The sequence below is a fragment of the Ruegeria sp. YKSD163 genome, from assembly GCF_059612905.1.
This window is the reverse complement of sequence record NZ_JBXWRM010000015.1, coordinates 91,397-110,602: the sequence shown is the minus strand read 5'-3', so window position 1 is coordinate 110,602 and position 19,206 is coordinate 91,397. Positions and strand designations below refer to the sequence as shown.

The following is a 19,206-nucleotide window of genomic DNA, read 5'->3' as shown; positions in this document are numbered from 1 at the left end:
CACTATTTCTGGTCATTGCAGAACCCGCCCTTGCGCAAAGCATCGATCTCTCCCCGATCCAGAGCCTGTTGCAGGGGATCGTCGATGCGCTGACCGGACCGCTTGGTGTTGTCATCGCAACGCTGGCTGTGCTCGGCGTCTTCCTCAGCTGGTTCTTCAACATCATCGATCTGCGACAGGCACTCTGGGTGCTTGTCGGCATCGCCGGTGTTGCCGCCGCTCCCACCATTGTTGCCGCGGTCTTCGCCGGTGGCTGAGCGCTCGCCCCTCTTTCTCGGCCTCGTGCGGCCGCCCAAGCTTCTGGGCCTGCCCATCATGTACGCGATGGTCTGGCTCTTCGGCTCGGTGCTGCTCTTCGTCTGGGTCCAGCACATTGCGGTGCTGGGCGTGGCCGCCCTGCTCTACCCGGTTCTCTGGAAGGCCGCGGACTGGGATCCGCGCTTCATCGACGTGATGATGACGGCGCTGCAGGAGACACCCCCCACGCGGAACCGCTCGATCCATGGCGGGGACAGTTATGCACCCTAATACAGCCTTGGACGAAACGCTCGATCCCCGCACCATGACGCCGGACTGGTATGCGCGCGAAACACGCCTCGCGCATATGCTTCCTTACGTCAGCCTGGTCGATGACCGCACCGTGCGGACGCGGGTGAACGAGCTTTTCCAGTGCATCCGGCTCGACGGGGTCAACAGCTACACCACAGATGATGCCTATCTCGACAAGGTGACCGCGCTCTTTGCCCGGATCATCGCGCAGCTGGGGCCGGAGTTCAGTTACTACGTCCACAAGGTCTCAAAAGCGATCACGCCGGACCTCGAGCCCCTGCGCGAGGACAGTTTTGCTGGAGAAGTTGACCGGCTCTGGCGCGCGAAACTCGAGAGCAGCGGCTTGCGCGACAAAACCTTGACGCTCACTGTCATTCACCGGCCGCCCCCGAAAAGCGTTCTGCCGTTTCTCAACCGCAGCGCGCCGGATCGTCTCAAGGAGGCCACGCAGAAACGTTTGCGTCGCCTTGGCGAGGCCGTGAGCGTGTTCCTGTCGGGCCTTACCGAGCTGAACCCGCGCGTGCTCACGGCCAAAAACGGCGAGTTAATTGGATTCTTGGGCGCGCTCAACACCGGCCAGGAACTGCCGCTCTATCCGGCGAACACCTACGGCTTTCTGTCCTTCAACGTCGCCAATACCCGGGTGACGTTTCAAGGCGACCATTTCGAGCTCTCCGAAGGCGTGGTGGGTCATCGCTTTGGGAAGAGCTTCACAATCGGAGAGTATTCCGAGGCCACCTCCTGCACCATGTTCGACATGCTGAACCTGCCGGTCGACATGATCGTCACGCATTCCTTCACACCGATCAATTCGAACCTCATGGCGGGCCGCATCAAGCGGCAAAAGCGCCAGATGCAGGCCTCCCAGGACGCGGCTCTGTCGCTGATGGAAGCCCTAGATATCGCCGCCGATGATCTCGAAGCCAAGCGCCAGAGCTTTGGCGAACACCACATGGTCGTGACAATCATCTGTGACACGCTCGACGAGCTACAAAATCTCAGCGCCGAGATCGTGAACGCCGCCGCTGCAGAAGGGGTGAAGATGATCGGCGAGCGGGTCGCGGCCAAGGCGCACTACCTCAGCCAGCACCCCGGCAACCAGCCCAAGCGCGTCCGAGCCAGTGCGATCACCAATCGCAACTTCGCGGATTTCGCGGCGTTTCATCGGACGCAGCTCGGCAAACCGGCAGAGAAAACGCCCTGGGGGAAGGTCATCACCTATCTGCCCACGCCCGAACAGAGCGCCTACCGGTTTTCCTACCACGAGCAAGGCAGCCCCGAGAAAGAACCGACCAGCGGACATACCCTGATTATGGGTCGGCCCGGGTCTGGCAAATCCGTCCTCTCGGCATTCCTCATGACGCAGGCCCGTCGAGCAGGGGCGCGGATCTTCGTCTTCGATTACCGTCTCGGTATGGAGATAGCGGTCCGCGCCAATGGCGGGAGATACGCGTCCTTGAAGGCCGGGCAACCTACCGGGCTTAACCCGCTCTGGACCGAGACTGACAATCGCGGCACGGCGTGGCTCTCGGACTGGCTTGCCACCTTGCTCTACCGCGCCGACAAGCCGCTCACGCCGGCACAAACCAACCGCATCCAGGAAGTGGTGCGCCAGAACGCGCAGGCCACGAACCCCGCCTTACGGAACTGGCGGGATTTCGCATCGCTGTTCGTGTCAACAGATGATGGCGGCGATCTGCACCAGCGCCTTCTCGAATGGACGGAAGAAGGCCGCTATGGCTGGATCTTCGGGCAGACGCTGGAAGATACGTTCTCGCTCGAGGGCGATGTGGTGGGTTTCGATCTCACCGGCATTCTCGACAGCGAGGCCGAGAAGGAACGCATGGCCGTCCTCTCCTATCTCTTCCGCCGGGTCGAGCGCGAGATCGAGGATCGCCGCCCCACGATCATCGTGATCGACGAGGCCTGGAAGGCGCTCGACAACGCGTATTTCGCCGAGCGGCTCTCGAACTGGTTGGTGACCGCACGCAAGCAGAACACCGTCGCGGTGATGATGACGCAATACGCGAGCCAGCTCGAGCGCACCCGGACCGGCAAGACCATCGTCGAGGCCGTGCCGACGCAAATCCTGCTTCCGAACATTCGCGCCCATGCCGCCGACTACGCGATGCTGAACCTCTATGAGAAGGAACTCGACGTGCTTCTCAACACCGGCAGCGACAGCCGCCTCGCGCTTATCCGCGATGACCAGGGTTCGATCGTCGTCGATGCCGATCTGAGCGCCCTCGGGCCCAATCTCACCATCCTTGGCGGCATGGAAAAAGGCGAGGCGCTCGTCGGCGCCGACTACCGCGACCGCCCGGACTTTTGGAGGCTTTCATGATCCGTATTCTGTTTCTTCTCACCGCGCTCGGCGCTTTGGCCTCCTGCGCCCAGTACCAGGAGCCGCAGGCCAATTGCTTCACCTTCCTGGCCTCGACGGTCCCCGTCGCGCCCGATTGCAGCTTCACACCGCTTGGCGCACCGGAGGGTGACGTTGAGGTCTAAGCTGCCCCATATCCTGGCGCTTTGCCTGCTGCCCGGTCTCGCCCTGTCCCAAGGTGTGCCGACCAATGACAGCGGGCTGACCGCGCGCGATATCGTCGAAACGGGTGATCGCGAGGCAGACCTCGCGGTCCAGGCCGACAAGCTTGCCGTGCGTGAACTCATTGCCGAGATCGAACGCGAGCAATTGGCCACCCTGCAGCGCATCCTAGATGCCCAGACAAGTTTTGGCGGTCAGGGCCTGCCCGCGATGGTCTCGGGGCTGGAAAGCGGCAGCGGCGATCCGGACCGCTCCGTCGAGGCGGTCTATGGCACGGGTGAGATCGACCCCAATCCCGGCGGCGCACAGATGTTCGGGGATGCCGCCGAAAACATCGAGCAACTCATCATCCGCGTCGCCCAGGAAACCAGCGGTTTCGCGGGCGTGGGCCGCGCGGGCCTCTCCCCCGTTCAATGGCGCGCGTTGTTGCAGGCGCTCATCTGGCAGGAAAGCCGCTTCACCATCGGTGCGCGCTCGCCTGTCGGGGCCTTTGGCCTCACCCAGATCATGCCCGGCACGGCCAGCGATCTCGGGATCAACCCGGAATACTATGACAGCCCCTACCTGCAGGTGCATGGCGGCGCGCGCTATCTCGCAACGCAACTGAACACCTTCGATGGCAATATCATCAACGCGCTCGCCGCCTATAATGCCGGCCCCGGCCGCGTCTTCGAATATGGGGGCGTGCCGCCCTTTGCCGAGACCCAGCACTACGTTCAGGTCATTCCAGAACGCTACAATCTCTACCTGAGCCGCATCGGCGGGATCGAAGCGCTCGGAACGATCGACCCCGCGCTTCTTGCCAATGCCAACCTCTCGATCACCGGGCACGGTGCGGCGTTCTATGGCAACAACTCGCCCGCCGCGATCCGGCAGGCCGCCCTGCGCATCGCGGACATCGTCGAGCGGATTTCCGAGACTGAAGATGTGCAGGAAAGCGTCGCGCTCAACACCTATGCCCGCGCCGAACTCGTGCGCCTCGTCGCCGCGCGTATTCGGCTACAGGCCGCACGCACCCGCGTTCTTTCCGCCGAGGAACTGGCCCAGGCCAGCGCCCGTATGGCCGAAGGCGCGTTCATGGAATTCACGATCAGGGAGATAGACTGATGGGACATCTACTCATGAGAACGGCCTTGGCCACGACGCTTGGGATCGGCCTGCATCTCGGCACCCTGTCCCCTGCCTTGGCGCAGGGCGTGCCCGTCGTCGACACCCAGAACATCGCGCAAAACATCCAGCAGCTCCGGCAAATGATCGAAGACGAGATCCTGCAAAACGAGCAGCTGGCGCAGCTCCGCGAACAGCTTGCCACACTCACGGAACAACTTGGCGAATTGCAACGAACATATGAAGCCCTCACACGCCTCGCCGAACTGCCGGAAATCATCCGCACAGAAATGGAGGACGAGCTGAACGGCCTGCTCGATCAGGAGTTCGGCGACATCCTCGCCACCATCGAAGCCATCAAAACCGGAGACTTCTCTGGCCTCTCCGGTTCCGGCGCGGGCGAGATCGAAACCCAGATGGACCGGGTTCTGGCCGATCTCGGATTTGACGATGACACGCTTTCGGAAATGGCCACGAGCGGCAATCCCGGGGCCAACCGCGTGGCGACCCAAGCCACGACTGGCGCCCTCGTCTCGGCGGCGGCCCAGAACAGCTACGAGGACGCGGGCCAATCGCTGGAACGCGTCAACCGGCTCGTCGGGCTGATCGATGAAATGGACGAACTCAAGGAAAGCATCGATCTCAACACGCGCGTGACAGCGGAGCTCGCTATTGCGCTGGTCGCCATGTGGCAGCTCGAAGCGGTGCAGACCGTGGGCGATGGCACCGGCGGTGTAATCGACGCCGCCACCATCGCTGAAGAGCAGCGCTTCATGGATTTCACCTTGCCGGACCTGCGGGCTGACTGATCGTGAGGGAATGAGGGGTGGCTACTGAACAGGACATCATCGAAGAAGAGCTGGTCTATGGTGCCCTGCGCCGCGAACGGCTCTGGCAGCGCCTTGGGCTCATCGGCCTCATTTTCGGCATTCTCGGATGCCTGAGCGCGGCGGCTGTCGCAATTCTCGATGTCGATCCGCCGCCTGTGGTCGTGCCCTATGATCCCGCCACCGGCTTTGCCCTACCCGAGGCCTCGGTGGGCGCGACGTCTGTCACAGCCAACCAGGCGGTCATCGAGGCGGAGGTCTTCCGCTATGTGACCGACCGAGAGGTCTATAACCAGCTTGACAATGATCTGCGCATCCGAAGCGTTTTGCGGCGCTCGGATGGTGCTGCCGAAAGCGGGTTGCGCCAGATCTGGAACAGCGCCAACGAGAATTACCCGCCGACAGTTTATGGCCCGAATGCCCGGCTCGATGTGGAGATCCTCAGCATCAATCGCATCGGCACGAACCGCGCCACGGTCCGCCTGCGCAAGCGCCTGACATCCATCAATGGCGTCCAGACCGGGCTCTTCACCGCCACACTTCTCTTCGAGTTCCGCCCCGAGACCCGCCGCTCCATCGATGAGGTCTGGACCAATCCTTTCGGCTTCACGGTCCTCGAATATTCCATCCGCTCCGACAGATTGGAGAACTAGTTTGATCAGTAAGTTCTTTGTTGCTGGCCTATTTTCCCTGCTGCCAGTCCTTGCCTTCGCGGAAGCCATTCCGCGCGGTGGCCCTAATGACAGCCGCGTTCGTCTTGCCACCTATCAAGAAGGTCAGGTCTATCGCCTCAATGTCTCGCTGACCCATGTGACCACCATCGAGTTCGGCGAGGGAGAAAGCATCCGTTCGATCATTGCGGGCGACACGGAGGGCTTCGAGATCGACGGTGTACCGGGCGGGCAAGCCTTCGCGATCAAGCCTGTCGCGCGCGGCCTCCATACCAACGTGACCGTCTATACCAACCGCCGCAGCTACTACTTCAACGTCCAGGAGACCCGCAGCCCGACCTTTTACGTGGTCCAGTTCCGTTACCCCGAAGACAATGCGCGGCCCACACGTGCCATCGCGGCCCAAGCGCCGAACTACAATTACGGCGCCAGCGCGCGGTCCGAGTTCACGCCAACCCGGGTCTGGGACGATGGGACCTTTACGTATTTCGAATTCCCGCGGAACGCGCCGGTGCCCGCGATCTTCCGTTACGCGAATGGCCGCGAGCGGACGGTCAACACGCAGGCCACCGAGGACGGCGTGATCCGGGTCTCCGGGGTGAATAGGCAGTGGGTCCTGCGGATCGGGGACGAGGTGGTCTGTATCGAGGCCACACCGCCTGCGGGGGTGGGATCATGAGCGACACTGGAAACGCGGACCTCGAGAGGCGTCTCGCCGCCCTGGAGCAAGGCAGAGGCGCAGGTTCCCCCCCTGCCCCACGGCGCTCGCCGCTGCTCGCTTTGGTCGCCATCCTCGTGATCGGCGCGGGCGGCGCGCTGCTCTATCTCCTCTCCCAGCCCGAGGAAGAAGAAGCCCTGCCTACGGCGACACCGGACGTGTTCCAAAACGAAGGCGACGGCTTCGGCGCCATCGAAACCCTCCCCCCTCCGGAGCCCGAAGTCGTTCTGGTCGCGCCGGAACCGGCAGAACCGAACGCCGAGCTTTTGGCGCAACTCGCCGCCCTGCAGGCTCAGATCGAGGAATTGCGCAACGCGCCCGAACCGGTCGTCGAGGAAGACACGGCTGCCGCGGAAGCCATCGATGCGCTGACCGCCCAGATCGCGGCCCTGCAAGCCGCCTCGGAAACCGCGCAACAGCAGTTTCGTGATGAGCTCACGTCGCGCGATCGCGAACTGGAGCAACTCCGCATGGACCTCGAACTCGCACAGCTTGAGGCCAACCGCCCTCTCCCTGCACCCATCGGGCCTACGGAAGACGAATTGCGCGCGCGGGAAGAAGAACGGCTCCGCCGCGAAGAGGAAGCAAGACGGCTTGCGGAACTTGAACGCCGTGCCGCCGAGGAGCGCGCGTTTCAAGAGCGCCGCATCACCTCGCCCACCATCGCCTTTGGTGGCACCTCAGGCGCAAATGAGACGGCACTGACCGAACGCACCTTCGGGGAAGTGACGGATTTCGTGCTGAACGGCGCGCTGCCCACGTCGGTGACGCAAGCTGAGGTCATCGCAAACCCGTCCAACACCATCATCCAGGGCACCATGATCCAGGCCGTCATGGAAACCGCCCTCGACAGCTCGCTTCCCGGCCAGACCCGTGCCGTGGTCTCCGAAGACGTGTTCAGTTTCGACGGCAGCCGTCTCCTGATCCCGCGCGGGTCCCGTCTGATCGGGCGTTACCGCGCGGGCGTCGATATCGCGCAGCGCCGCGTCACGATTGCCTGGGACCGGATCATCCTGCCTGACAACCAGACCATCCAGATCAGCTCTTTCGGGGGCGATGAACTTGGCCGCTCCGGCGTGACGGGCTTTGTCGATACCCGTTTCGGTGAACGCTTCGGCTCGGCAGCGCTGATTTCGCTGATCTCCGCCGCGCCAAGCGCCGCCGCTGCAAATGTGCAGGATGAGACCACAGCGGGTGTGCTCGAAGACGTGGGTGATGATCTTGCCGATGCCACGGACAGTGTGATTGGCGACTATCTCTCCATCGGCCCCGTTATCTATGTCGACCAGGGCGCACGCGTCACCGTCATGGTCGACCGCGATCTGGAGATATTCTGAGCCCATGTCGCTGAGCTATCTCCAGACCTCGCTTGATCGGATCGATGCCGCCGCCCGCGACGATGTCATCGAGATCTGCATCAACCCCGACGGCAGCTGCTGGGGAGAATTCCAGGGCGATCACTTCATGCGAAAGCTGGACCAGGCGTTGACCGCAACGGAAGTCAAAGACCTCGGTAATCAGATCGCCTCCTCTGCCAACACAACGATGAGCAAGGACCGACCCATCGTCTCGGTCTCGATCACCTACAAGGGCCGCCCGATCCGTGCACAGGTCATCACCCCGCCCGCCGTTCTCTCGGCCATGTCGATCAGCCTGCGGTTTTTCTCAAGCCTGCCGCTCGACGGGATCGCGCTGGATTTCCTCTATGGCAAGGAACGCAAGCTTGAAGAACTCCGCCTCGAGAAAACCCGCGAACTGCGAGAGGTCGTGGCGTCTGGCGTCATCGACGATGCCCTAGCCTTCTGTGTCGAAAACAAGCTCAACATGATCGTCTCGGGCGGCACCTCCACCGGCAAGACCGTCGCCGCGCGGAAGATCCTCTCCCACGTGCCTACCGAAGAACGCATCGTCACCATCGAGGAAGCGGCCGAGCTTCTGCCGACCCAGCCAAATGCCGTGACCCTCATCGCCAACCGGGATGCGGAGTTCCAGACCGCTGATGTGCTTCTCACTGCCACGCTGCGGATGCGCCCCGACCGGATCATCCTGGGCGAGGTGCGCGGCAAGGAGGCCATGACCTTCCTGGAAGCCATAAACACGGGTCATGGCGGGTCCATGACCACGCTCCACGCCGAAACCCCGCAACTGGCCGTGCAGCGTCTGGCAATCGCCGCGCTCAAGACCGAGATCCCGATGACTTATGCCGACATGATCCAGTACATCGAGAACTCCATCGATGTGATCATCCAGGCCGGCCGCCACGATGGCCGGCGCGGCATCACCGAATTCTACCTCCCCGGCGCCAATGAGATCGGAGCTTCCCAATGAAAACCTTTGAATATGACATCCTCAGTTTCCCCATGACCCGCAAGACGAGTCTTGCCGACATGCAGGCCAGCCTGAACGCGAAGGGGGCCGAAGGCTGGGAGGTGGTGTCAATCAGCACCTCGGAGTTCGCCAATATCGGGCACACGGTTTTCCTGAAGCGCGAAACCACACCCGCTGGAGCCACGGCATGAGACAGGCGCAGCACCTCGCCTTGGCCGCGATGGCCCTGAGCCTACTGGCTATCCCCGCCTTCGCCGAGCGCAATCTGGTGCCGACCCTCGATCGCAGCTTCAACGTCTGTCCGGACCGGCCGGCCGAGCCCGTCTGGATGCAAGAAATCCCCCTACGCCAAGCCTATTTGCGCGTGCTGGTACAAGATATCTACCGCGCCCAAAACCTCGAGCGCGTCGTCGAGAGCGGCAACTGCGATTGCGAGACCCGCTACCCATCTTGGGACGCAGCCGAGGCGGTGTTTCGTGAGCGCCACGCCAGTGACGAACGATGGGAGATGCTGCAAGCCTCGGACGCCTACAACCGCCGCGCCAACGACGTTCGCCTTGAGGCCAAAACCATCTGCGAAGCCGCGGGCAATTGGTAAGGCAGCCCCGTTATGAGCGTCGTCACCTATTTCGTTGAAACCTCCCAGGGCTATCTCAACACCGCCGCCGAAACCCAGTTCGGGTCGGTCGCGGCAACGGTGGGCACGCTTCTCGTCCTGGTAACAACGCTCGTGGTGATCCTCGTCTTCCTGAACATGATCTACCAATACAAGGCGATGGACGGCCGCACGGCCTTTTGGCTCGCGGTCAAGATCGGGTTGATTGGAATATTCGCGACCAACTGGGTGCAGTTCAACGCCCTCTCCTCCGCCATCCTGGCCGGCATCGACAGCATTGCGGGGGCGCTCGTGGCTTCGGTCGGTGGTGGAACTCCCGGCCCTTCTGGTACCTTCGCGGAAGAATTCGACCGGCTGATCTCGGAACTTGGCGATTACCTGAACGCAGCCGGATCCGAGCTGAACTGGATGGCAGGGGCCATGCTCGACATTGTCGGGGTCCTCTTGCTCTCAATCCTCGGCGGGCTGGCCGCGTTCATCCTCGTGGCCTCGCGCCTGATGATCGCCCTTCTGATCGGGATTGCCCCGGTGATGATTTTCCTCACCCTCTTCGAAGTGACCAAAGATTATTTCGCGCGCTGGCTGTCGGCTTTGATTTCCTTCGCGCTCTACCCCATCGTCGTCGCAGGTGTATTCGCAACGATCACTGGCGTCTCATCCGCTCTGATCGGTGAGCTTGGCGACCCGGAAGGGGCCTCCAATATCGGCGCGCTGATCCCCTTCTTCATGATGGTCCTTATGGCCAAGGGCTTCATTATCGCCACGCCGTTTATCGTTCGCGCGATCTCCGGCAACATCATGATGCCCGCCCTCTCCGGCGGTCTCGGCGGCGGTTACAGCTTCGCCCGCGCCGCCATGGGCAGCCAGCAGGCATACAACCGCTACCTGATCGGTGGGGCAAGCGGCGCAGAATACGCAGCTCTCCGGGCCCGGCAATTCTTCGGTGTGCAGCAGATGCCTGTGCGGCAGGGGATGGGGCAGACGGGTCAGGCAAGCGGCACAGCGTCACCAGGGACCGGGTCCCAGATGCTGGCGCAACTGGCCCGACTGGGAAGGTTGGGGCGAAGACGATGAAGCTTTGTTTTGCAAGGCTACCGAGCCATGGATGAACGGTGGTCCCATAAACATTCACCAGTAGAAACGGTACCACTAGAGCGGGTTCAAGCAGTCCTGCGCTCAGCAATAAATGGAAGATCTGTCGGGCTTGAAGAGGCAATACGTGTTCTGGACTGCGATGCGCATCATGCCAACCGCGTCTTGCGCCAGATGGCTGAGGCTGGGTACTTGGAGCCTGCCGACATCCTAGACGGTTTGTTTTGTTGGCAGCTCACGCCGAATGGGACACGCCTCGCACTGGAACCCAAGCGAAAGCGTATCGGTCGCGATAAGGTCGAGACAATCATTTCTGAACTTCTCGCCCGGGCCAAGGTCATCAACGGCGACCCCGATCGCCTGCAGCGCATCACCTTGAAGCTATTTGGCAGTGCGCTCGAGGAGCGCGATGACTACGGGGACGTAGATGTTTCGATTGCGTATGCGCGGCGCCAGCTAGGCGATATCGAACGTGAGCGCATCGAAAATGCGCTGAAAGCCCGTCAAAGCAGGTCAGACCGCCAATCCTTTCAGGGGAGGCTCATGGGGGCGGAACGTCAGGATACGCGCGAGATCATGGCGTTCCTGAAAAAGGGTCTGCCACATCTTTCGCTCATGAACGACGATCCTATGGACCTTGGTGCACCCTACCGTTGGCTCGTCGACCACGACGGGAAAACGGACAGACCAGTTGACGTTTCTGACGATATCGTTCGACCCAATGGGCCTTCGATCCTCGACCAACACCCGAGGAAACCGCTACCGCCCATCACACTGCTTGAAACACGACACAGAGCCATTTCTGCGAATACCAAAGTTGCGATTGATGACATGCACATAGGTTTGGAAGACGCAGCCGCGCTTGAAGAACAAATGTGGTCTCCAAAGGTCACACGCAAAGGTGATTTCGTTGCTAACGACAGCAGAAGTGAGAAGCGGGTCAAATTCGCCGGGTTTCAGCACTTATGTCCTATCTGGAAGAAAGACCTAGGCGGCGTAGCGATGTTGAAGGAAGCCCTCGACTGGTGCGATGAGCATAAGGTTTGGGTCAGGGACCTATTTCCGAGAGTTTCAATCCAACGGTCCGACCGGACACATATCATACGCCTCGGGTGGGGCCATGATCTGATCTATTTCAATGTCGGCGGCAAATCGACAACTGGGAGCCTGCTGCCCAGAAATAGAACACGCGTTTCCAAAATTGACTTGGCCGGAGCCTATGCCGTCGGAAGGGCACTTTCGAAGATGTATGACGAAAGCAGGTCCGCGAAAATGCCATGGTTCAGCGTTGACATTTTGCTTCCGTTGCTCGAGTTAGACAGGCTTCCAGATTTCCCGCGGCTGCATAAAGCAGGCGCGTTCAGGAAAGGCGCGTTTCAAGGTCTGCGGGAGGTCACCTTCTTCTGAGCCGGGACCATACGCCCTACCCCGAACGAACTGGTTTCAGTAGAAGAGCACGTCTAATTGCCCTGCTCTACCTTGACGATCAACTGGCGTTGGCTGTCGTACCTGTACTCGTGCAACCTGCGTTCCTGAATGAGCTGAACGGCTTGGCTCACATGCTCAGGAAGCACGTAGAACCATTCTCGAGGATGGACCGCCTTGCCAAACCGGTCCGTGATCACAAGACTCTGCGGACGCGCTGCATCAAAAAAGCGATGCAAAAGGTCTTCGACCTTCATGCGCTCCAGATTGTGCAACTCGTAGGTGGCGACAATCTCTACAGGCGCGAGCAGGAATGTCGGGTCGTTCTTCGCATCAGCGATGCGCCTCCGGACATCCTGACTGGTCACACCGACTTTGTGCAGAATCCTTGATACTTCTGCGATTTCCGGGGCCGTCGACAGGCTTCGCGCCACATACACTGTGCCGGTGACCGCCATGCCATCCTGATCCCATTCCGGATCGAGCCGCCCAAACCCGGCCCTTTCGACAATCCGTGCGGTCTTATCTGCTGCGAGCGCTTTGCGAAATGACGACGACAGAGGATCGTTCTCCATTCCATTGGAGAATATGATCCTCAAACGGTGATCAGGCTTGCCGCTTCTTCGCGACAGTTCTGTTTTTTCGGCGACATAGACAAGGAGGCCGCGATGAATGAAGAAATCGCCTTCATAGACTGTGATCTCTACATTGTCCTGAACCGGGAGAACCTTTCGATCTCCGGACTCGAGCTTCGACTGCATCTCGGCAAAGCCGCATTCGAAGTGTTCGAAATCCGGGCACGGGAACATATCAGCCCGGTGGTCAGGCAACTGACGCTCTGAGGCTGGCGTCACGTTTCGGATGTTGAGAACTGCATCGTGCACGTCCAAGTCATCATCGCCGAAGATGTCGTCAAGGCTTGCCGGAACTTCCTCGTCGGCAACGTCTTCGCGCCAATCGGGCTCAGGCACAGCTGGATACTCCGTTTCGGCAATGGTTGCGGTCGGTGCCACTGGATGGCCATGCCCAAGCAGCCGATTCCGGTCTGCCTCCATCATCGCAGCCGATGGACTGGTCCGAATTGAACGCCAGATCGTCCCGAGTTTCATCTCCTCAAGGTCGAGGCTGTTGTCGTCCGGGATCCGGCCGTTCGACTCGTAGAAAGCATTCACCTGCGAGACGATCTCGGCGTTCCGAGCATCTGGCGTTGCCGCCGCGCCGCGGTTTGTTTCCTTAATGTCGAGTAGCCCGAATTCATCCGGCTCGTCGAAGATTTCATCGAGAGATCTGTAGCGCGGCATGTGGTTCAGGTTCCCGACTTAGCCGCTCGCTGGCGTTCGGCCTTTTTCGTCTTGATGTATGCATGAGCTTCCGCGAGGCGCTTCTCTAATGGATCGGCCGAATGCGGGTTGGGTTCGCGGCCTTCCTGCGCCCGAAACCGCTTTATGCGCGGCCACAGTGTCAGCGCTTCTTTTTCGCTCATCTGGATGCGCTGTGAAATCATCGCGTCTTGGATGGTCTTCAAGAGTGGGGTGTCAAAGGCACGCGAGGCTACGTCGAAGCCTTCCTTGAACGGGTTCACGCTGTCGATCAGGTCGATATCCAGTTCGCGCACGTTTACGAAACGCTTCACCATGTTCATCAGGGACAGGTTTTCCGACGGCTCAGCGTCGTACTCTTCGCCCTCTTCAGCAAACCCGCCTTCTTGCGATGCACGTTTCGCCATGCCGATTAGGTTCATCCGCGCTGCGAGGTCCTGACGCACAGATTCTGTTTCGTCATCGGACAGGTTTTCGTACGTCGTCTCGATGATATCCGTCAGCACCATCTGAGTGGCGACTTCCGGGGCGACATCATCCGCGACAACGCGTCGGTCCATAGCTTGGCAAGCCTTGGCCACGAGCTCGTTCATGTCGTTTTCGACAATCGCACGGGCGCGGGCCGTGGGCGGCTCCATCAAGCCCTTGATTCCGATATGTACGGTGCCGTCGTTCGTGGTCTCAACAGGCGCGCGGATATCCCCGTCTTCTCGGCGATAGAATTTGAAGTTGGGCGCCAGCACCTGTTCCATCAGCATCGCACCCGAAATTGCCTTGAGCATGTCGTTGACCGCGTCGGCGACGACTGTTGTTTCCACACCGGGCTCGGCGACAAGGTTGGTGAACTGGGCGTGGGGCTTGCCAGGTGCATCGCGGGTGGCCCGGCCGATGATCTGGACGATTTCCGTAAGCGAATTGCGATAGCCGATGGTCAGCGCATGTTCGCACCACGGCCAGTCAAACCCTTCTTTGGCCATGCCGAGGGCGATGATGATATCTACCTTGGCCCGATCCGCCGCGTCGTCCCGCTTGCCATCGGGGCCCTTCGCCTCTGCCTGCAACGCGGCCTTGATGCTGTCGCGCCCGTCGCCGTCATCCACGAGGTCGGCGATCTTCAGAACCTTGCCGTCCGAGGCGCGTTTCACCAGATCGAACCCGGATTCCGGATCGCGGCCGACGTGTTCACCAATCGCGCCCATGATTAGCCCGACCTCGTCGTGCTTTTCGCCGAACGCCTCAGCAGACCCGCGATGCGGGATGTGGATTATGGTTTTCCGGTCGGTGTCGAGGACATCAGGGATCGCCGAGATATATCGCCCCCGGTAGAACGAATAGGAAATCCCCAGCGACTTCAGGTGCTCGTATCCCTCAAGCTGCTCATAGTAGCTGTAGGTGATGGACTTGAACCGCGCCTCATCCTCAGGGCGCAGGACCGGCACGCTGTCGCCCCGGAAATAGGACCCGGTCATCGCCATCATGTGCGCTTTCTCGCGGGCCAGCAACTTGCGGAGGATCTCGCCCAGGCGGTTGTCATCCGCCGCTGCAACGTGATGGAACTCATCGACCGCGATCAGGAAATCGTCGAACGCCTCCACGCCGCGCGCCTTCTCGATCGCGTCGAAGGCAAAGCGGAACGTCGCATGGGTGCAGACGATCACACGGGCGTCGCTGTCCATGAAGGCTTCAAACGCCTTCACTTTCTGGGACTTCGCCATGCCATCTTCGCCAGACAAACAAAGGTTCCATTGCGGCTCCACGTCCCAATCGGCCCAGAAACCGTGCGAGGTCAGGTCGGTCGAGCGGAAGGAACTGCCGATAGAGGTTTCGGGCACCGCCACGACCACTTTCTTCATGCCCTGGTTTTCCAGCTTGTCGAGCGCCAGGAACATCAAGGCGCGGGACTTGCCCGCCGCCGGGGGAGCCTTCAACAGCAGGAACTGTGCGGCACGCGCCTCATAGACGCGGGCCTGCATCGGGCGCTGGCCGAGGCTGTTCGTCTTGGAGTCCGCGCCGGAATGGCCATAGGTCATACGCACAAGATCAACCATTACTCTTCACCATTCTTTTGGGGGCCTCATCCTTCTTCAGCTTTTCGATCCGGGCGGCGTAGAGCTTGAACAGCCGCTCAAGCCGCTCGGTATCGTTGCGAAACGGACGCCCGATATACATCGTCTCGAGCAATTCGTCATTCCGGCGGTGAACTTCGCGCAGGTCGTCCGGCATGTCGTCTGGGTCGTACAGCTGCGCGATAGTCTTGGGGTGGTGCATGTATCGGGTCTTGAGGATCGCGCGTGCGGACGTGTTCAGCGCTTCCAGCTGATCCTCGGTGAAACGCGGTATTGGGAAAACGTGCCAGCACAAAGTGCTACTGTAGCGGAAATCATTCTTCATACGCCCGCTGACGGTACTCACCCAACACCATTGAAGCTTAGATGCCAAGATCGCAAAACACCAATCAGGAGGGTCAAAGATGATCTGACAATCTGCCGAGGCAACAACATCACTGCCGACCAACTCAACTGGTAGATAAGGTCTGCGAGAAGAAGATGTTCGCGGCATTAATATCGCTGATTTCTTCGGCACGCCTTTGCCCGTTATTTGACCAAACCGATGGGGCACAGCGGCTGCGTCTCGAGTTACTTGTGCATCGCTTTCGGACCTAAACTTGGCTACCGCATCTAGTCGTTTCGCCAAGGGAGGAAAGCTTCGCACATCGTCCAGTTCATTGGTCTCCGCCCACAGGCAATAACGGACCAATCCTTGAGCTACTTCCCTGGCACCCATGTAACGGCGGATAAATGGCGCTGCTTCAGGATGCTCCGAAACAAGCTGGTTTCTTTCTGTTTCCGAGAAAATCAAATTACCTTCGTCACGCGCTATGCTGCCAACATCCATTTTAGGAAGCGGGAAAATTGGCCGACCTTTCTGTGCAACCGTTACGTCGGGTGCATCGAGAAGATAGCCATTGATGTTGTTGGCATCCTTCCGAAGTTCGCCATCAAAGATGACAGACTGTCCGGTTCTTGATGATGAGATGCCGACTACCACGCATGAAACCGCCGCATTCTTTGCAGCATTGTTGGCCCACATGAAAGGTCGATGGGCGAAATGAATTCTGATCCCCTCACGCAAGACCTCGGGCCATAGAATATTGACCGTCACTCCTTGAGCAATCGAATTGGTCGAAACCAATGCGCCCGCTCCAGCGCGGCCGCGAATATAGTCAGCGGCCTTGATGAACCAACAGATCACCAAATCGAGGCGTTCAAAACTCTTCAGCCGGTCAGCCAACAGGAAGCGCATGTCTTCTGATTGCGCTGGCGTCCTCGAGTTGAAACCGACAAACGGCGGATTCCCCGCAATAAAGACCTCTTCATCCTCTCTCGGTGGCGGACAAACCGCCTCCCAATCCAATCGCAGTGCATTGTCGCAAACAATGTTCCCGCCATCTCGCAGGGGCAGTGCCGGCGCTGTATTCCCGAACATCTCACCGAACCGCGCATTGGCCTGATACTCGGCAATGAAAAGCGCCAGCTTGGCCGTCTCCGCCGCAAAATCCGTGATCTCGATGCCGTAGAAATTCGCCAGCCGCACGCCAGAGAACATCTGCGCCGACCCCCCGCCATCCAGCCGCGCCAGACGCTCCAGCACGCGCATCTCGCGCGCTCGAAGCTCCCGATAGGCGACGACAAGGAAGTTGCCCGATCCGCAGGCCGGGTCGAACACCCGGATCCCCTCGATCCGTTTGAGAACGCGCGCCAGCCCCTTGCGGCTATCGCCGGCTTTTTCGATCTGCTCATCCAGATCATCAAGGAACAGTGGTCCCAGCACCTTCAGGATGTTCGGCACGGAGGTGTAGTGCATCCCCAGTTCGGACCGTTTGTCCGGATCGGCGACCGACTGGATCATGGATCCGAAGATGTCCGGGTTGATCTCTTGCCAATCGAGCTGGCAGGCATCCTGAAGGTAGCGATAGGCGCCGCGGTCGAATTTGGGCACATCCAGAGCATCGGCGAAAAGCCCGCCGTTCACGTAGGGAAAGGCGTCGGCCCATGCCGGCAGGTCCTGACGCTGGCCCTTGGGGAGGTTCATCGCGGCGAAGGCCGACGCGATGCAGGACTGCGCCTCTTCCCCTTTGTCGCCCGCATGGGTGAAGATCAGGCGCGAGAACAGGTTGTTTTCGAAGATGCCCACGTCTTCCGCGAACATGCAGAAGATCAGCCGAGTCATCAGTTGGTTCAGGTCATGCCGCCGTTCCTGTGTCTTCCAGTCCGGGTTCTTCTTGAGAAGCGCATCATAGAGCTTGGCCAGTCGCCCGGCCGCTTTGACGTCGACCTCGTTCTCCTCCGCTGCCTTGTAGCGCGACATGCCAGCAGCTGGCAGGAAGAACCCGAAGTGGTGATGCAGGTCGGCGAACTTGATGTGCAAGCTGTCGCCCGAAGCGACATGTTCGGCGGACAGGTCCGCGCCGTCGGTTGCCAGAAGGATCGCCGGTTTGTGGGTGGTGGTCTTCTTGTCCGACCGGATCATCGACAGGCCCTGGTCCACCGCGCCCGGGTCGGTCACCATGGCATAGAACTTGCGGTTCATCAGGACCGCGCCGGACACCTTCGACTTGTTGATTGTCCCACTGCGGAGCTTTGAAACCGTGGCTTGCGGACTGCCCATGGCGGCGGCGAACGCAAACGCGAACTCGCTGCCGTCAAACGGGCGAGTGGCGATTTCTTCCAAGGCGTCTGCGATTTCTGTCGGGTTCATTTAGGGTCCGTCGGTAAACTCATACGAATGCTATAGAAATTTTGGGGCGATGACGATAGCGACCGACGCCTTTGACAGCCCAATTCGGCTATCGCCAATGAAAAAACGTGCGTTGATAATACGCAGCCATTTGAGCCAATCGGAAATCACTGGCGATTTTGGTCCAGTGCAGCATTGTGCGGCAACCATCGACAATGTCGCAAATGAATGATCGGCACCCCGGCCCTGAGGCTAAGCTGAAGAAAGTGACATCTTTAATCGGCCGGACATGACATCAATCACCACAGCCCCTTCAACTGCCGATGCCCACAAGAACGGTGTGCTCTTCGTATTTGCGGCGGGTGTGCTGTGGTCGACGGTCGGCCTCGGTATTCGCCTGATCGAAGACGCCGTCGTGTGGCAGATACTGCTCTATCGGTCGATCAGCCTGTCGCTGTTTCTCTACGTGCTTATCCGCGTGCGGTCTGGCGAAAGCCCCTTTGCGCAGATCCGCCGCACAGGCTTTCCGGCTGTTGTCGCAGGGCTGTCGCTCGTCGCGGCCTATTCGGGCGGGGTCTATGCGATCCAGAACACTTCGGTCGCAAATGCCATGCTTCTGTTTGCAACCGCACCATTTATGGCAGCAGTGCTTGGATGGATCGTGTTGCGGGAGCCCGTCCGCGCGGCAACCTGGATAGCGATCGCCGTCGCTATCGGCGGGATCGGGATCATGGTCGCGGACAAGTCCGGAGGCGTCGCCCTAAAGGGCAGCCTCGCCGCGCTTGGATCAGCCTTCGGTTTTGCTGTCTTCACCGTGGCGCTGCGATGGGGGCGCACAGGAGAAATGCTGCCAGCGGTGTTCCTGTCTGGCCTCTTCGCGATCGTCATTACTTCGGCCATATGCTTGGGCCTCGGGCTCTCCTTCGTGCTGAGCCCCAGTGATGGCGGCATTGCAATGGGCATGGGGATATTCCAGGTCGGCGCAGGGCTGATCCTCTACACACTGGGCTCGCGCAGCCTCCCCGCGGCAGAACTCGCCCTGTTGTCCTTAGCCGAAGTGCTACTCGGACCACTCTGGGTCTGGCTGTTTCTGGGGGAAACCGCGACTGCGAACACTCTGATCGGAGGTGCTGTTCTGCTCGCGGCCATTGTGGGCAATGCGCTTTCGGGCAAGCGAAGGAAACCACCGCCAATCACGGCTCCTTAGAACCGCAACCGGCCCATACCGGGCCTTCGGTTTTGCCATAGATTTCGCACATGCAGCGAACCATA

General features: G+C 60.2%; 18 protein-coding genes. 15 read left to right on the top strand and 3 right to left on the bottom strand.

The window, feature by feature from the left end; translation table 11 throughout:
- From AC2FNA_RS18420 to AC2FNA_RS18355, 14 genes are all read left to right on the top strand, one after another.
- On the top strand, positions 1 to 257 hold a 257-nt coding region (locus tag AC2FNA_RS18420; RefSeq protein WP_496828997.1), incomplete at its 5' end, for a TrbC/VirB2 family type IV secretion system protein.
- Positions 250 to 528 (top strand): VirB3 family type IV secretion system protein, encoded by a 279-nt coding sequence (locus AC2FNA_RS18415; RefSeq protein ID WP_008327373.1) that lies wholly within the window; start codon positions 250 to 252, stop codon positions 526 to 528. The genes AC2FNA_RS18420 and AC2FNA_RS18415, both read left to right, overlap by 8 nt.
- Positions 529 to 562: 34 nt before the next feature.
- A complete protein-coding gene (locus AC2FNA_RS18410) occupies positions 563 to 2,893 on the top strand; it encodes a VirB4 family type IV secretion/conjugal transfer ATPase (RefSeq protein ID WP_496829005.1) in 2,331 nt (776 codons plus the stop codon).
- Positions 2,890 to 3,057, top strand: a complete 168-nt coding sequence (locus AC2FNA_RS18405; RefSeq protein ID WP_496828995.1) for a hypothetical protein — start codon at positions 2,890 to 2,892, stop codon at positions 3,055 to 3,057. Before AC2FNA_RS18410 ends, AC2FNA_RS18405 begins: the two co-directional genes overlap by 4 nt.
- A gap of 55 nt (positions 3,058 to 3,112) precedes the next feature.
- A complete protein-coding gene (locus AC2FNA_RS18400; protein WP_496829003.1) occupies positions 3,113 to 4,201 on the top strand; it encodes a lytic transglycosylase domain-containing protein in 1,089 nt (362 codons plus the stop codon).
- On the top strand, positions 4,201 to 5,010 hold the full coding sequence (locus tag AC2FNA_RS18395) for a type IV secretion system protein (RefSeq protein WP_496828993.1): 810 nt from the start codon (positions 4,201 to 4,203) through the stop codon (positions 5,008 to 5,010). The genes AC2FNA_RS18400 and AC2FNA_RS18395 overlap by 1 nt, the downstream gene beginning before the upstream one ends.
- A 17-nt stretch (positions 5,011 to 5,027) precedes the next feature.
- The gene (locus AC2FNA_RS18390; RefSeq protein ID WP_496828991.1) at positions 5,028 to 5,681 is read left to right on the top strand and encodes a VirB8 family type IV secretion system protein; all 654 of its coding nucleotides are present in this window, start codon (positions 5,028 to 5,030) and stop codon (positions 5,679 to 5,681) included.
- Position 5,682: 1 nt separating this feature from the next.
- Positions 5,683 to 6,378: a TrbG/VirB9 family P-type conjugative transfer protein gene (locus tag AC2FNA_RS18385; RefSeq protein WP_496828989.1), complete on the top strand. Its 696-nt coding sequence runs from the start codon at positions 5,683 to 5,685 to the stop codon at positions 6,376 to 6,378.
- Complete coding sequence (locus tag AC2FNA_RS18380; RefSeq protein WP_496828987.1) at positions 6,375 to 7,754, top strand: TraB/TrbI/VirB10 family type IV secretion system protein; 1,380 nt, start codon at positions 6,375 to 6,377, stop codon at positions 7,752 to 7,754. Before AC2FNA_RS18385 ends, AC2FNA_RS18380 begins: the two co-directional genes overlap by 4 nt.
- 4 nt (positions 7,755 to 7,758) lie before the next feature.
- Positions 7,759 to 8,745 (top strand): ATPase, T2SS/T4P/T4SS family, encoded by a 987-nt coding sequence (locus AC2FNA_RS18375; RefSeq protein ID WP_496828985.1) that lies wholly within the window; start codon positions 7,759 to 7,761, stop codon positions 8,743 to 8,745.
- Complete coding sequence (locus tag AC2FNA_RS18370) at positions 8,742 to 8,936, top strand: DUF4177 domain-containing protein (RefSeq protein ID WP_165053061.1); 195 nt, start codon at positions 8,742 to 8,744, stop codon at positions 8,934 to 8,936. Before AC2FNA_RS18375 ends, AC2FNA_RS18370 begins: the two co-directional genes overlap by 4 nt.
- Positions 8,933 to 9,343 (top strand): hypothetical protein, encoded by a 411-nt coding sequence (locus tag AC2FNA_RS18365; protein WP_496828983.1) that lies wholly within the window; start codon positions 8,933 to 8,935, stop codon positions 9,341 to 9,343. Before AC2FNA_RS18370 ends, AC2FNA_RS18365 begins: the two co-directional genes overlap by 4 nt.
- A gap of 12 nt (positions 9,344 to 9,355) precedes the next feature.
- A complete protein-coding gene (locus AC2FNA_RS18360; RefSeq protein ID WP_415922814.1) occupies positions 9,356 to 10,435 on the top strand; it encodes a TrbL/VirB6 family protein in 1,080 nt (359 codons plus the stop codon).
- A gap of 27 nt (positions 10,436 to 10,462) precedes the next feature.
- Positions 10,463 to 11,860 (top strand): hypothetical protein, encoded by a 1,398-nt coding sequence (locus AC2FNA_RS18355; RefSeq protein WP_415922815.1) that lies wholly within the window; start codon positions 10,463 to 10,465, stop codon positions 11,858 to 11,860.
- 53 nt (positions 11,861 to 11,913) lie between these two features.
- Here AC2FNA_RS18355 and AC2FNA_RS18350 read toward each other — a convergent pair whose 3' ends face one another.
- Genes AC2FNA_RS18350 through AC2FNA_RS18340 form a run of 3 tightly spaced genes read right to left on the bottom strand, consistent with a single transcriptional unit; the run spans position 11,914 to position 17,955 of the window.
- Positions 11,914 to 13,179: a GIY-YIG nuclease family protein gene (locus AC2FNA_RS18350; RefSeq protein WP_415922816.1), complete on the bottom strand. Its 1,266-nt coding sequence runs from the start codon at positions 13,177 to 13,179 to the stop codon at positions 11,914 to 11,916.
- Between the two features lie 5 nt (positions 13,180 to 13,184).
- Positions 13,185 to 15,245 (bottom strand): DEAD/DEAH box helicase, encoded by a 2,061-nt coding sequence (locus AC2FNA_RS18345; protein WP_415922817.1) that lies wholly within the window; start codon positions 15,243 to 15,245, stop codon positions 13,185 to 13,187.
- Positions 15,238 to 17,955: a DNA methyltransferase gene (locus AC2FNA_RS18340; protein WP_415922818.1), complete on the bottom strand. Its 2,718-nt coding sequence runs from the start codon at positions 17,953 to 17,955 to the stop codon at positions 15,238 to 15,240. The genes AC2FNA_RS18345 and AC2FNA_RS18340 overlap by 8 nt, the downstream gene beginning before the upstream one ends.
- Positions 17,956 to 18,223: 268 nt before the next feature.
- Between AC2FNA_RS18340 and AC2FNA_RS18335 the strand changes: the two genes are divergently transcribed.
- Complete coding sequence (locus AC2FNA_RS18335; RefSeq protein ID WP_415922819.1) at positions 18,224 to 19,141, top strand: DMT family transporter; 918 nt, start codon at positions 18,224 to 18,226, stop codon at positions 19,139 to 19,141.
- Positions 19,142 to 19,206 lie beyond the last annotated feature (65 nt).

What these genes read in the sequence shown, in the direction of transcription:
- AC2FNA_RS18395 (WP_496828993.1), top strand. Translation starts at nt 4,201, where the DNA reads ATGGGACATCTACTCATGAGAACGGCCTTGGCCACGACGCTTGGGATC.
- AC2FNA_RS18365 (WP_496828983.1), top strand. Translation starts at nt 8,933, where the DNA reads ATGAGACAGGCGCAGCACCTCGCCTTGGCCGCGATGGCCCTGAGCCTA.
- AC2FNA_RS18360 (WP_415922814.1), top strand. Translation starts at nt 9,356, where the DNA reads ATGAGCGTCGTCACCTATTTCGTTGAAACCTCCCAGGGCTATCTCAAC.
- AC2FNA_RS18335 (WP_415922819.1), top strand. Translation starts at nt 18,224, where the DNA reads ATGACATCAATCACCACAGCCCCTTCAACTGCCGATGCCCACAAGAAC.
- AC2FNA_RS18410 (WP_496829005.1), top strand. Translation starts at nt 563, where the DNA reads ATGACGCCGGACTGGTATGCGCGCGAAACACGCCTCGCGCATATGCTT.
- AC2FNA_RS18355 (WP_415922815.1), top strand. Translation starts at nt 10,463, where the DNA reads ATGGATGAACGGTGGTCCCATAAACATTCACCAGTAGAAACGGTACCA.
- AC2FNA_RS18380 (WP_496828987.1), top strand. Translation starts at nt 6,375, where the DNA reads ATGAGCGACACTGGAAACGCGGACCTCGAGAGGCGTCTCGCCGCCCTG.
- AC2FNA_RS18405 (WP_496828995.1), top strand. Translation starts at nt 2,890, where the DNA reads ATGATCCGTATTCTGTTTCTTCTCACCGCGCTCGGCGCTTTGGCCTCC.
- AC2FNA_RS18345 (WP_415922817.1), bottom strand. Translation starts at nt 15,245, where the DNA reads ATGGTTGATCTTGTGCGTATGACCTATGGCCATTCCGGCGCGGACTCC.
- AC2FNA_RS18350 (WP_415922816.1), bottom strand. Translation starts at nt 13,179, where the DNA reads ATGCCGCGCTACAGATCTCTCGATGAAATCTTCGACGAGCCGGATGAA.
- AC2FNA_RS18340 (WP_415922818.1), bottom strand. Translation starts at nt 17,955, where the DNA reads ATGAACCCGACAGAAATCGCAGACGCCTTGGAAGAAATCGCCACTCGC.
- AC2FNA_RS18370 (WP_165053061.1), top strand. Translation starts at nt 8,742, where the DNA reads ATGAAAACCTTTGAATATGACATCCTCAGTTTCCCCATGACCCGCAAG.
- AC2FNA_RS18375 (WP_496828985.1), top strand. Translation starts at nt 7,759, where the DNA reads ATGTCGCTGAGCTATCTCCAGACCTCGCTTGATCGGATCGATGCCGCC.